Annotated in this window: 11 protein-coding genes; 7 read left to right on the forward strand and 4 right to left on the reverse strand. The window is 66.8% G+C overall.

What is annotated here, in order from left to right; genetic code table 11:
• Positions 1-76: 76 nt before the first annotated feature.
• From rpmA to CEY11_RS14425, 4 genes are all read right to left on the reverse strand, one after another.
• Positions 77-337: a 50S ribosomal protein L27 gene (gene rpmA / locus CEY11_RS14410; protein ID WP_088604106.1), complete on the reverse strand. Its 261-nt coding sequence runs from the start codon at positions 335-337 to the stop codon at positions 77-79.
• 36 nt (positions 338-373) lie between these two features.
• Positions 374-685 carry a 50S ribosomal protein L21 gene (rplU, locus tag CEY11_RS14415; RefSeq protein WP_088604107.1) on the reverse strand — a complete coding sequence of 104 codons (312 nt, stop codon included), beginning with the start codon at positions 683-685 and terminating at the stop codon, positions 374-376.
• Positions 686-917: 232 nt separating this feature from the next.
• Positions 918-2,144: a bifunctional glutamate N-acetyltransferase/amino-acid acetyltransferase ArgJ gene (gene argJ, locus CEY11_RS14420; protein WP_088604108.1), complete on the reverse strand. Its 1,227-nt coding sequence runs from the start codon at positions 2,142-2,144 to the stop codon at positions 918-920.
• A gap of 40 nt (positions 2,145-2,184) precedes the next feature.
• Entirely contained in the window at positions 2,185-2,697 is a 513-nt protein-coding gene (locus CEY11_RS14425; RefSeq protein ID WP_233154891.1) for a MarR family winged helix-turn-helix transcriptional regulator, read from the reverse strand.
• 244 nt (positions 2,698-2,941) lie between these two features.
• Here CEY11_RS14425 and CEY11_RS14430 point away from each other — a divergent pair, with 244 nt between their 5' ends.
• The 7 genes from CEY11_RS14430 (at position 2,942) to CEY11_RS14460 (ending at position 12,016) form a co-directional block, all read left to right on the forward strand.
• Positions 2,942-4,024, forward strand: a complete 1,083-nt coding sequence (locus CEY11_RS14430; protein ID WP_088604109.1) for a M14 family metallopeptidase — start codon at positions 2,942-2,944, stop codon at positions 4,022-4,024.
• A gap of 253 nt (positions 4,025-4,277) precedes the next feature.
• A complete protein-coding gene (locus tag CEY11_RS14435; RefSeq protein WP_088604351.1) occupies positions 4,278-6,614 on the forward strand; it encodes a bifunctional salicylyl-CoA 5-hydroxylase/oxidoreductase in 2,337 nt (778 codons plus the stop codon).
• On the forward strand, positions 6,611-7,456 hold the full coding sequence (locus CEY11_RS14440) for an SDR family NAD(P)-dependent oxidoreductase (protein ID WP_088604110.1): 846 nt from the start codon (positions 6,611-6,613) through the stop codon (positions 7,454-7,456). Before CEY11_RS14435 ends, CEY11_RS14440 begins: the two co-directional genes overlap by 4 nt.
• A gap of 162 nt (positions 7,457-7,618) precedes the next feature.
• A complete protein-coding gene (locus CEY11_RS14445) occupies positions 7,619-8,470 on the forward strand; it encodes an enoyl-CoA hydratase family protein (protein WP_088604111.1) in 852 nt (283 codons plus the stop codon).
• Position 8,471: 1 nt separating this feature from the next.
• Positions 8,472-9,656: an acyl-CoA dehydrogenase family protein gene (locus CEY11_RS14450; RefSeq protein ID WP_088604112.1), complete on the forward strand. Its 1,185-nt coding sequence runs from the start codon at positions 8,472-8,474 to the stop codon at positions 9,654-9,656.
• A 111-nt stretch (positions 9,657-9,767) separates the two neighbouring features.
• The gene (locus CEY11_RS14455; RefSeq protein WP_088604113.1) at positions 9,768-11,411 is read left to right on the forward strand and encodes an AMP-binding protein; all 1,644 of its coding nucleotides are present in this window, start codon (positions 9,768-9,770) and stop codon (positions 11,409-11,411) included.
• Positions 11,412-11,605: 194 nt separating this feature from the next.
• Positions 11,606-12,016: a RidA family protein gene (locus CEY11_RS14460; RefSeq protein WP_088604114.1), complete on the forward strand. Its 411-nt coding sequence runs from the start codon at positions 11,606-11,608 to the stop codon at positions 12,014-12,016.
• The last annotated feature ends 56 nt before the right edge of the window (positions 12,017-12,072 follow it).

The following is a 12,072-nucleotide window of genomic DNA, read 5'->3' on the forward strand; positions in this document are numbered from 1 at the left end:
GGATTCTGTAGGCAATTCCGTGCGGCCTTTGTGTCGGCCCAGGGCACGCGGCTGCCGGCCGCGTGCCGCGTCGCGCCTATTCGGCGGCGACCACCGAGACCGTATGCTTGTTCAGCGCGCCCTTGACCGCGAACTGCACCGTGCCGTCGACCAGCGAGTACAGGGTGTGATCCTTGCCCATGCCGACGTTGGTGCCGGCGTGGAAGCGCGTGCCGCGCTGGCGCACGATGATCGAGCCGGCGGGAATCAGCTGGCCGCCGTATGCCTTGACGCCGAGTCGCTTCGATTCCGAGTCGCGTCCGTTGCGGGTCGAGCCGCCGCCTTTTTTCTGTGCCATGTTTAGCTCCTGCTATGCAATACCGGTGCTTCGATCTTAGGCCGTGACGGCTTCGATGCGAATTTCGGTGTAGTTCTGACGATGGCCCTGGTGCTTCTGGTAATGCTTGCGACGGCGCATCTTGAAGATCTTGACCTTGTCGTGCCGGCCTTGCGCAAGAACCGTTGCCTTGACCGAGGCCCCATCGACCAAAGGCGTACCAATCTTGAGTTGGTCGCCTTCGCCTACCGAGAGAACCTGATCCAGCGTGATTTCTTGCCCGATGTCTGCCGGTATCTGTTCTACCTTGAGTTTTTGGCCGGCGGCAACACGATACTGCTTGCCTCCGGTTTTTATGACCGCATACATTTGGGGTATACCTCAAAAAATTACCTTGGCAAAATGCCAAGCTCGCTACTATAGCGTGAATTTGTTTTTGAAGTCAAATAGTTGCGGGCGCCCCGCGCCGCGTGCACGGGCGCCGCGGGGCGGGGTTCCCGGCGCTCGGCCCCGGCGATCGAGGGCATTCCGTCTGCCCAGGCCTGAGTGGCAACGCCAGCATGGGCCGCACCCGTAGGGCGCGGGCTGAGCCGCCCCAGGCTCAGGATCGGTAGTCGGCGTTGATGCTGACGTATTCGTGCGAGAAGTCGCAGGTGTAGACGGTGTCGGCCACATTGCCGCGGCCCAGGGCGATGCGCACCACGATTTCGGGTTCTTTCATGACCCGCTGGCCGTCTTCTTCCCGGTAGTCGGGGTGGCGGCCGCCCTGGCTGGCCACCAGTACGTCGCCCAGCCAGAGGCGGATGCCGTCCACGTCCAGGTCGGCTATGCCGGCATAGCCGATGGCGGCCAGGATGCGGCCCAGGTTCGGGTCGGAGGCATAGAAGGCGGTCTTGACCAGCGGCGACTGGGCCACCGAGTACGCCACCTTGAGCGCTTCTTCGGTGCTGGCGGCTTCTTCGACGCGTATGGTCATGAACTTGGTGGCGCCTTCGGCGTCGCGCACGATTTTTTGCGCCAGCTCGGCCGCGGCCGATTCCAGGGCCGCGTACAGGGCGGCATAGCGCGGGTCGTTTTCGGATTCGATGCGCAGGCCCGAGCGCCCGGTGGCCATGATGATGAAGGAGTCGTTGGTCGAGGTGTCGCCGTCGACCGTGATGCGGTTGAACGAACGGTCGGCGATCGCGCCGGCGGCGCGGCGCAGCAGCGCGGTGTCGATGCCGGCGTCGGTGGCCAGGTAGCCCAGCATCGTCGCCATATTGGGCCGGATCATGCCGGCGCCCTTGCTGATGCCGGTGATGGTGACGGTGGTGCCGTCCAGTTCCAGCCTGCGCGAGACGATCTTGGGCTGGGTGTCGGTGGTCATGATGCTGTGGGCGGCAGCGTACCAGTTGCCCGGCGCCAAGTTGGCCACTGCCTGCGGCAGCGCGGCGGTAAGGCGCTGCACCGGCAGGGGTTCCAGAATGACGCCGGTGGAAAAGGGCAGCACTTGCTGCGCTTCGATGCCCAGCAGGCCGGCCAGCGCGGCGCAGGTTTCCTGCGCGGCGGCCAGGCCCGGCGCGCCGGTGCCGGCGTTGGCGTTGCCGGTGTTGATCACCAGGGCGCGCACGCCGCGGCCGGCGGCCAGGTGGCTTTCGCAAACTTGCACCGGCGCGGCGCGGAAGCGGTTGCGGGTGAATACGCCCGCCACCGAGGCGCCTTCGGCCAGGCGGAATACTGTCAGGTCGCGCCGTCCGGCCTTGCGTATGCCTGCTTCGGCAATGCCGATCTCCACGCCGGCGACGGGGAAGATCTCGGATTCGGAGGGGATGTGCAGATTGACGGCCATGACGCTGTGCTCGACGGTGGGTTGTGTGTGGGGGTTTGGTTCAGGGTTTGGCGTTGCGGCGCGGCTGGTTGAGCAGCTTCAGTTCGCCCAGCGCCTCGTACAGGGCGTCGCGGCTTTTCTCGGACAGCCCGCCCAGCATTTCGCGTATCCATTGCTCGTGCGACTGGGCCATCTTGCGGAACACACGCTTGCCGCGCGCGGTGAGGCGGATCAGCGAGCTGCGCCTGTCGGTCGCCACCTTGATGCGCTCGACCATGCCTTCTTTCTCGAGCTGGTCGGTGATGCCGGTGATGTTGCCGTTGGTGACCATCATGTGGCGCGACAGCTCGCTCATTTTCATGCCGGCCGGTTCGCGCAGCAGTTGCGCCATGAGGTCGAAGCGCGGCAGGGTGGTTTCGTATTCGACGCGCAGCCGGCTGCGGATCTCGCCCTCGATCAGGTTGCAGCAGGTCAGCAGCCGCAGCCAGAGGCGCAGATCGTGGTGGTCTTCCGGCACAGTCCGGCTTTCCAGGTCGGGCATGTGCTGCTCGGCGCTTGCTTGGATATCGCTCATGGTCAGGGCCGGCTCACGCTAAAAAGAGTGCCGCAATGGCGCCACGGCCGCGGCCGCCGGCGCGCCGTGCAGCACGTCATTATGAAAACAGCTTGAATTGTAAAGGCAAACACTTTTTAATCCTAAACCACAAGCCCTGAGCCGCGAACCATACAAAACCGCTGTAAAGCCCGCTCGGCTTTCCATCGGCCGGGTGGTTTGTCCGCCAACAACACAAGCACGCTTTCCGAGGGATGCTCCTGCCATGTTCGAGAAATTCTTTTCCGCCTCGTATGCCGAAGCCCGGCAGTCATTCCTGGCCGCCGCGCACACCCGTGGCTACACCGTGCGCAGCGAGGTCAACCCCGTCGGCCCGGGCGTGGACGGTGAAGCGCTGGCCATAGACACTGCCTACGCCGGGCCGGACGACGCCCGCGCGCTGCTGATGCTCAGTTCGGGCACGCACGGGGCCGAAGGCTATTGCGGCTCGGGCTGCCAGATTGCCCTGATGCACGACGAGCCGCTGCTGCACAAGGCCGCCGCGGCCGGCATAGGCATACTGCTGGTGCATGCCCTGAACCCCTACGGCTTTTCCTACGGCCATCGCACCAACGAAGACAATATCGACCTGAACCGCAATTTCTGCGATTACACCAAGCCCCTGCCGGTAAACGCCCACTACGCCGATCTGCATCCGCTGCTGCTGCCCGAGGCGTGGCCGCCGGGCCCGGACAACGAGGCGGCCATCCAGGACTTCATCCGCACGCGCGGCGAGCGCGCCTACGGCGAGGCCGTGATGAAAGGCCAACACACGCACGCCGACGGCCTGTTCTACGGCGGCGTGGCGCCGTCCTGGAGCAATCTCGTGCTGCGCCGGATCTGCCGCGAATACGGCAGCGGCCGCGAGCGTGTGGCCTGGATCGACTATCACACCGGCCTGGGGCCCTACGGCCACGCCGAGAAAATCTTCGTGCAGCCGCCGGGCGCTGACTACGAGCGGGCGCTGCAGTGGTGGGGCCGCGACTTGGTGCCCATCTTCGGCGCCGAGTCCAGCACGGTGGACATTGCCGGTACGCTGGTGCAGGCCATGCTGGAAGAGTGCGGCGATGTGCCGCAGCGCACTTTCCTGGCCCTGGAATACGGCACGCGGCCGCTGCCGGAAGTGTTCATGGCGCTGCGCAGCGACCGCTGGCTGGAAAGCCATCCGCAGGCCGACCCCGAACTGCGCCGGCAATTGAAGGCGGTGCACCGGGATACCTTCTACCCCAACCACGACGACTGGCGCGGCGCCGTCATAGGCCAGTCGCGCGCCACGCTGCTGCAGACGCTGAACGGCCTGGCCGGCTAAGTCCGCGGCCCTCGGCCGCGCCGCCGCGCTCGATGCACGGAAGGGAGGCGGCCCCGATGGCCCGAAGCCCGGGCTGCCGGAGCGGGGTGACGGCGGCAGGGCGGCCGATCCCGATCATGATCGCAAATACCACTTGCCAGCTTCGTTTGTTAGCGATATAGTTTAAACCTAAAGTATTTTGACGGACGGCCCGGCATGGCGTCCGCCGCCTGCCGGTTCCTGGATGCCGGCGCCGCGCCCGGAGATCATCGACATGAAAGTCTTGTGCATAGGTGGAGGCCCCGCGGGCCTGTATTTCGGTCTGCTGATGAAGCTGGGGGATCCGAGCCGCGATGTCACCGTGGTCGAGCGCAACCGCCCCTATGACACTTTCGGCTGGGGCGTAGTGTTCTCCGATGCCACGCTCGATAATCTGCGCCAGGCCGACCCCGTGTCGGCCGAAGAGATCAGCGCCGCCTTCAACCACTGGGACGACATCGAAATCAATTACCGCGGCCGCAGCGTGCGCAGCGGCGGCCACGGCTTCATCGGCATCGGCCGCAAGAAGCTGCTGAACATCCTGCAGGCCCGCTGCGAACAACTGGGCGTGAAGCTGGTATTCGAAACCGATGTCACCGACGACCAGGCCCTGGCCGAGCAATACCAGGCCGACCTGGTAATCGCCTCCGACGGCCTGAACAGCCGCGTACGCACGCGCTACGCCGATACCTTCAAGCCCGACATCGACACGCGCCAGTGCCGCTTCGTCTGGCTCGGCACGCGCAAGACCTTCGACGCCTTCACCTTCGCTTTCGTGCAGACCGAGCACGGCTGGTTCCAGGCCCACGCCTACCAGTTCGAGCCTGGCATGTCGACCTTCATCGTCGAAACCCTGGATTCCACCTGGAAGGCCGCCGGGCTGGACACCATGAGCCAGGAAGACGGCATCGCTTATTGCGAGCAGTTGTTCGCCCCCTGGCTGGACGGTAATCCGCTGGTTTCCAACGCCACGCACCTGCGCGGCTCGGCCATCTGGATCCGCTTCCCGCGGGTCATCTGCAACACCTGGGTGCACCGCCAGGCGCTGCCCGGAGGGCGCACGGTACCCGTGGTGCTGATGGGCGACGCGGCGCATACCGCGCATTTCTCCATCGGCTCGGGCACCAAGCTGGCGCTGGAAGACGCCATCGAACTCGACCGCTCCATCCGCGCCCATCCCAGCGACCTGGAAGCCGCCCTACATCACTATGAAGAGGTGCGCAGCGTCGAAGTGCTGAAGATCCAGAACGCGGCGCGCAACTCCACCGAGTGGTTCGAGAATGTCGAGCGCTATGCTGCCCTCGAGCCCGAGCAGTTCGCCTATTCGCTGCTGACCCGCTCGCAGCGCATTTCGCACGAAAACCTGCGGCTGCGCGATGCGGGCTGGCTGGAAGGCTACGAGCGTTGGATGGCCGGCAAGGCCGGCGTCGATACGCACGACCAGGCGGTGCCGCCCATGCATCTGCCCTATACCGTGCGCGGCGTAACCCTGAAGAACCGCGTAATGGTCTCGCCCATGGCCATGTATTCCAGCGTGGACGGCGTGCCGGGCGACTTCCACCTGGTGCACCTGGGCGCGCGCGCCATGGGCGGCGCCGGCCTGGTCATGGTCGAAATGACCTGCGTCTCGCCCGAGGCGCGCATCACCCCGGGCTGCCCCGGCATGTGGAACGACGAACAAATGCACGCCTTCAAGCGCATCGTCGATTTCGTGCACGGCAACAGCAGCGCCCGCATCGGCATGCAGCTGGGCCACGCCGGGCGCAAGGGATCCACGCGCGTCAGCTGGGAAGGCACCGACCTGCCCTTGTCCGAAGGCAACTGGCCGCTGGTATCGGCCTCGTCCATACCCTATATAGAAGGCGTGTCGCAGGTGCCGCAGGCAATGACGCGCGCACAAATGGACGAGGTGCGCGACCAGTTCGTGGCCGCGGCGCGGCGCGCCCACGAGGCCGGCTTCGATTGGCTCGAGCTGCACTGCGCCCACGGCTACCTGCTGTCCAGCTTCATCTCGCCCCTGACCAACCAGCGCGGCGACGAATACGGCGGCTCGCTGGAAAACCGCCTGCGCTATCCGCTGGAAGTCTTCCACGCGGTGCGCGCGGCCTGGCCCGAAGACCTGCCCATGTCGGTGCGCATCTCGGCCCACGACTGGGTCGAGGGCGGCATCACGGCCGACGACGCCATCGAGATCGCCCGCCGCTTCAAGCAGGCCGGCGCCGATCTGGTCGACTGCTCGTCGGGCCAGGTCAGCAAGGCCGAACAACCGGTCTACGGGCGCATGTATCAAACGCCGTTCGCCGACCGTGTGCGCAACGAGGCCGGCGTGGCCACGATTGCCGTGGGCGCCATCTTCGAAGCCGACCACGTCAACAGCATCATCGCTTCGGGCCGCGCCGACCTGTGCGCCCTGGCCCGCCCGCACCTGGCCGACGCGGCCTGGACGCTGCGCGAATCGGCACGCATCGGCTATACCGACGTGGCGTGGCCCAAGCAATACTTCCCGGCCAAGCGCCAGCTCGAGACCAATTTCGAGCGCGCCGCGGCCTATGCCCAGCAGGTGGGCAAATGAGCGTGGCTGCTGACGCCGCTTCCGGCGCGGGTGCCGCGCCGCGTCGCGATGGCGGGCCGGCCGGCCTGGCCCTGCAGGGGCGCCACGCGCTGGTCACCGGCGCGTCGCGCGGCATAGGGTATGAAGTCGCGCGTGCGCTGCTGGCGCAGGGCGCGCGCGTGACCTTGCTAGGTCGCTCGCAGCACTCCCTGCAGCAGGCCGCGGCGGCCTTGGCGGAACTCGGCGAGGTGTATGCCGCCAGCGCCGACGTGGCACGCCGGCAAGATGTAGACGCCGCGTTCGCCTCGGCCGCGCAGCACTTCGGCCCCGTGGACATCCTGGTCAACAATGCCGGCCAGGCGGTCAGCCAGCGTTTCGACCGCCTCAGCGAAGAGCAGTGGCAGCAGATGCTGGCCGTCAATCTCACCGGCACCTTCCATTGCATGCAGGCGGCGCTGCCCGGCATGCTGCAGCGACAGTGGGGGCGCATCGTCAACGTGGCCAGTACGGCCGGCCTGGTCGGCTATGCCTATGTCAGCGCTTACTGTGCGGCCAAGCATGCGGTGGTGGGTCTGACGCGCTCGGTCGCGCTGGAAGCCGCCGGCAAGGGCGTGACCGTGAATGCAGTCTGTCCGGGCTATACCGAAACCGACATCGTGCGCGAGGCTGTCTCCAACATCAGCGACAAGACCGGCATGAGTCCCGAGCAGGCGCGCGCCAAGCTGGCCGAGCGCAATCCGCAAGGCCGGCTGGTGCAGCCCGAAGAGGTGGCCTGCGCGGTGCAGTGGCTGTGCCTGCCGCAGGCCGGCGCAGTCAATGGGCAGTCCATCCCCGTCGACGGGGGCGAAGTCATGTCCGGCTAGGCGCGGCCGGCCAGGCGCGGCCGGCTAGGCACGCGCAGCTTGCCGCCGACGGCCCTGCGGCAGCCGGCGCCGGAATCGCGCGGTAGCCAGGCGGTATTCGGCAACAAGATCATCGGCGCCGGGTTCCCAGCGAACCGGCCCATAACGCACAGGAGTCCACACATGGAACAAGTCGTACACACCATGGCGCATCACAAGCGGCCGTATGCCGGCTATGAAGCCCGCAATTTTCTCTGGGAAGTGTCGGCCGACGCCAAGGTCGCCACCATCACCCTGAACCGCCCCGAGCGCAAGAACCCGCTTACCTTCGATTCCTATGCGGAACTGCGCGACCTGTTTCGTGGGCTGGTCTATGCCACCGACATCAAGACCGTCGTGGTCACCGGGGCCGGCGGCAACTTCTGCTCGGGCGGCGACGTGCACGAGATCATCGGGCCGCTGACCCGCATGAGCATGCCCGAGCTGCTCGACTTCACCCGCATGACGGGCGACCTGGTCAAGGCCATGCGGCTGTGCCCGCAGCCTATCGTGTCTGCCGTCGACGGCATCTGCGCCGGCGCCGGCGCCATGGTGGCGCTGGCGTCCGACATGCGCCTGGGTACCCCGCAGGCGCGCACGGCTTTCCTCTTCACGCGCGTGGGCCTGGCCGGCGCCGACATGGGCGCCTGCACGCTGCTGCCGCGCATGATAGGGCAGGGCCGCGCCTCGGAGCTGCTGTACACCGGCCGCGCCATGAGCGCCGACGAAGGGCTGGCCTGGGGCTTCTTCAACAGCCTGCACGACGGCGGCGCGGTGCTGGGCGCGGCGCAGGAACTGGCGCGGCGCCTGGCCGACGGCCCCACCTTCGCGCATGGCGTCACCAAGAAGCTGCTGCTGCAGGAATGGTCCATGAGCGTCGAGGAGGCTATCGAGGCCGAGGCCGAGGCGCAGGCCATCTGCATGCAGACCAAGGACTTCCGCCGCGCCTACGAGGCCTTCGTGGCCAAGCAGAAACCCGCTTTCCAGGGCGATTGAAATGAGCATCGACGACAGCTGGCTGCAATGGCCATTCTTCGACGCGCGCCACCACGAGCTGGCGCACGAGCTGCGGGCCTGGTGCGCCGGCACCCTGGCCGCGGTCGACCACCATGACACCGACGCGGCCTGCCGCGATCTGGTGGCGCGGCTGGGCGCGGCCGGCTGGCTGCGGGTGGCCGTGCCGCTGGGCCCCGAAGGCAGCTGGGGCGGCCGCTGGCCGGCCATCGATTCGCGCGCCCTGTGTATCATGCGCGAGACCCTGGCCAGCCACGACGGCCTGGCCGATTTCGCCTTCGCCATGCAGGGCCTAGGCAGCGGCGCCATTTCCATCGCCGGCAGCGACGCGCTGCGCCTGGCGTACCTGCCCAAGGTCGCCAGCGGCGAGGCAATCGCGGCATTCGCGTTGTCGGAACCCGAGGCGGGTTCTGACGTGGCGGCCATGAGCTGCGCCGCGCGCCGGGACGGCGACAGCTATGTGCTGGACGGCAGCAAGACCTGGATCTCCAACGGCGGCATTGCCGATTTCTATTGCGTGTTCGCGCGCACCGGCGAGGCGCCCGGGGCGCGCGGCATCAGCGCCTTCGTGGTCGACGCCGGCACGCCGGGCCTGTCCATTTCCGAGCGCATCGACGTCATCGCGCCGCATCCGCTGGCCACGCTGCGCTTCGAGAACTGCCGGGTGCCGCTCACGCATCGCCTTGGCGAGCCGGGCCAGGGCTTCAAGATCGCCATGATGACGCTGGATATCTTCCGCGCTTCGGTCGCGGCCGCGGCGCTGGGCTTTGCCCGCCGTGCCCTGGCCGAAGGGCTGGCGCGGGCACGTTCGCGCCGCATGTTCGGCCAGACCCTGGGCGACCTGCAGCTGACCCAGGCGGCGCTGGGCGAGATGGCCACCGAAATCGACGCGGCGGCGCTGCTTACGTACCGCGCGGCCTGGCTGCGCGACGTCAAGGGCGTGCGCACCACGCGCGAGGCGGCGATGGCCAAGATGGCGGCCACCGAATCGGCCCAGCGGGTCATAGACCGGGCGCTGCAGATGTACGGCGGCGCGGGCGTGGTCAGCGGTGCGCCGGTCGAAAAGCTGTACCGCGAGATCCGCGCGCTGCGCATCTATGAAGGTGCGACCGAAGTGCAGAAGCTGATCATCGCGCGCGAGCTGCTTAAAGAGGCCGCCGCCGGCTGAGGCCGGCGGGCGGGAATAAGCAAGAGTTGCCGCTCTTGCCGTGCGGCGGGCCCATATGCACAGGCCCTGGCCCGCGGGCATCGGGGTGGCTGGACAGTCAAGGAGATGAACATGGAAGTATCGGCCCATAAAGACACATTTGCCCGCGACCACCTGCCGCCGCTGGAGGAATGGCCCGAGCTGCTGCTGGAAGGCAACCCGGATGTGGCGTATGCGGCGCGGCTGAACTGCGCGGTGGAGCTGGTCGATGCCATCGTGGCGCGCGGCCAGGGCGAGCGCGCGGCGCTGCACTGGCGCGAGGGCGGCGAGAAGCGCAGCATGAGCTATCTGCAGCTGATGGAACTGACCAACCGCATCGCGCACGTGCTGGCCGAAGACATGGGGCTGGTGCCCGGCAATCGCGTGCTGCTGCGCGGCCCGAACAACGTGATGATGGCAGCCTCGTGGCTGGCGGCGGTCAAGGCGGGGCTGGTGACGGTTCCCACCATGCCGCTGCTGCGTTCTTCCGAGCTCAAGCCGATTATCCAGAAGGCGCAGATACAGGCGGTGCTGTGCGACGCGCGGCTGGCCGACGAGGTCGAGCGCTGCCTGGATGCGCGCCACGCCGACTTCTGCCCCGAACTGAAGCAGGTGCGCTATTTCAATGAAAACGGCGAGGAAAGCCTGGACACGCTGGCCGCGGCCAAGCCGGCCCGTTTCCAGGCCTGCGATACGGCGATCGACGATGTGTGCCTGATCGCCTTCACCAGCGGCACCACCGGCAAGCCCAAGGGCTGCATGCACTTCCACCGTGACGTGCTGGCGATGTGCGACACGTTTTCCAGGCATGTGCTGCGCACCAATGCCGACGACGTGGTCTGCGGCACGCCGCCGCTGGCCTTCACTTTCGGGCTGGGCGGCCTGCTGTGCTTCCCCTTGCGCGAGGGCGGCTCGGTGGTGCTGACCGAACGCCTCACCCCCGATGAGCTGCTGGCCACGGTGCAGGAATTCGGCGTGACCATGAGCTTCACGGCGCCCACGTTCTATCGTCAGATGGCGGCGCTGGCGCCCAAATACGACTTGTCGACCCTGAAGAAGACGGTGTCGGCCGGCGAGGCCCTGCCGGAAGCCACGCGCCGGTTGTGGAAGGATGCGACCGGGCTCGAGATGATAGACGGCATCGGCGGCACCGAGATGATCCACGTCTATGTGTCCAGCGCCGGCGACGAGGTGCGCCACGGCGCGATCGGCAAGGTAGTGCCGGGCTATGTGGCGCAAATCGTCGACGCCGATTTCAACCCCGTGCCCAGCGGCACGGTGGGCCGCCTGGCGGTCAAGGGGCCGACGGGCTGCCGCTACCTGGACGACGAGCGCCAGCGCGTCTTCGTGCAGCATGGCTGGAACCTGCCGGGCGACACCTTCACCATGGACGACGATGGGTATTTCTATTACCAGGCGCGCAACGACGACATGATCATTTCCGCCGGCTACAACATTGCCGGCCCCGAGGTGGAAGATGCGCTGCTGCGCCACGAGGCGGTGGCCGAGTGCGGGGTGGTGGCCATGCCCGACCCCGAGCGCGGCAATATCGTGGCCGCCTATGTGGTGCTCAAGCCCGGCCACGCGGCGGGCGAGGCCATGGTCAAGACCCTGCAGGAACACGTCAAGTCCGTGATCGCCCCCTACAAGTATCCGCGCCACGTCGAGTTCGTGGACACCTTGCCGCGCACCGAGACCGGCAAGCTGCAACGCTTCGTGCTGCGCAAGAAGGCATGACGAGTGCACCGTCAGAAAGATAACGGCGTTGCTTCGCCTTGCCTTGCCGTACTGCTTGTACTGCCTGTGGCTTAGGGCACGTTCTCTCTTTGACAGCAGGCCCTAACGATGATGGCAGTTGCGGCCACCCCCAAGGATGAAAGAGGCTTCTTTCACATTAAGCCGCCGAAATCAAGATTCAAGAGGAATATGGAATGAAGATATTGCAACCCCCCGACTGGCTGGAGCCGCGCGGCTATGCCAATGGCGTCATGACGGAATTCGCGGCCGGCAGCCGGCTGTTGTTCGTGGGCGGCCAGATCGGCTGGAATGGCCAGCAGCAGTTCGAGACCGATGATTTCGCCGAACAGGCCGGGCAGGCGCTGCGCAATATTGTGGCGGTGCTCGAGCAGGGGGGCGCGGGGCCCGAGCACATCACCCGCATGACCTGGTATGTGTGCGATAAAAAAGAATACGTCGGCGCCTTGCGCGAGGTGGGGCGCCACTATCGCGACGTGATCGGCCGCCACTATCCGGCCATGACCGCGGTTGAGGTCGCGGAACTGGTCGAAGACCGCGCCCGGGTCGAGATCGAGGTTACCGCGGTGGTGCCGCCGGCGGGGTGAGTTGAGTACTTGAGCCGCCGGGGCTGCCCTGCGGAGTTCCGATGCTCGGCAGACTC

The sequence above is a fragment of the Candidimonas nitroreducens genome (assembly GCF_002209565.1).
Classification (GTDB): domain Bacteria; phylum Pseudomonadota; class Gammaproteobacteria; order Burkholderiales; family Burkholderiaceae_B; genus Candidimonas; species Candidimonas nitroreducens.

Excerpts from the sequence above, each read along its gene's own strand:
- CEY11_RS14430 (WP_088604109.1), top strand. The coding sequence starts at position 2,942 with ATGTTCGAGAAATTCTTTTCCGCCTCGTATGCCGAAGCCCGGCAGTCA.
- rpmA (WP_088604106.1), bottom strand. The coding sequence starts at position 337 with ATGGCACAGAAAAAAGGCGGCGGCTCGACCCGCAACGGACGCGACTCG.
- CEY11_RS14450 (WP_088604112.1), top strand. The coding sequence starts at position 8,472 with ATGAGCATCGACGACAGCTGGCTGCAATGGCCATTCTTCGACGCGCGC.
- rplU (WP_088604107.1), bottom strand. The coding sequence starts at position 685 with ATGTATGCGGTCATAAAAACCGGAGGCAAGCAGTATCGTGTTGCCGCC.
- CEY11_RS14445 (WP_088604111.1), top strand. The coding sequence starts at position 7,619 with ATGGAACAAGTCGTACACACCATGGCGCATCACAAGCGGCCGTATGCC.
- CEY11_RS14425 (WP_233154891.1), bottom strand. The coding sequence starts at position 2,697 with ATGAGCGATATCCAAGCAAGCGCCGAGCAGCACATGCCCGACCTGGAA.
- CEY11_RS14455 (WP_088604113.1), top strand. The coding sequence starts at position 9,768 with ATGGAAGTATCGGCCCATAAAGACACATTTGCCCGCGACCACCTGCCG.
- argJ (WP_088604108.1), bottom strand. The coding sequence starts at position 2,144 with ATGGCCGTCAATCTGCACATCCCCTCCGAATCCGAGATCTTCCCCGTC.
- CEY11_RS14460 (WP_088604114.1), top strand. The coding sequence starts at position 11,606 with ATGAAGATATTGCAACCCCCCGACTGGCTGGAGCCGCGCGGCTATGCC.
- CEY11_RS14435 (WP_088604351.1), top strand. The coding sequence starts at position 4,278 with ATGAAAGTCTTGTGCATAGGTGGAGGCCCCGCGGGCCTGTATTTCGGT.
- CEY11_RS14440 (WP_088604110.1), top strand. The coding sequence starts at position 6,611 with ATGAGCGTGGCTGCTGACGCCGCTTCCGGCGCGGGTGCCGCGCCGCGT.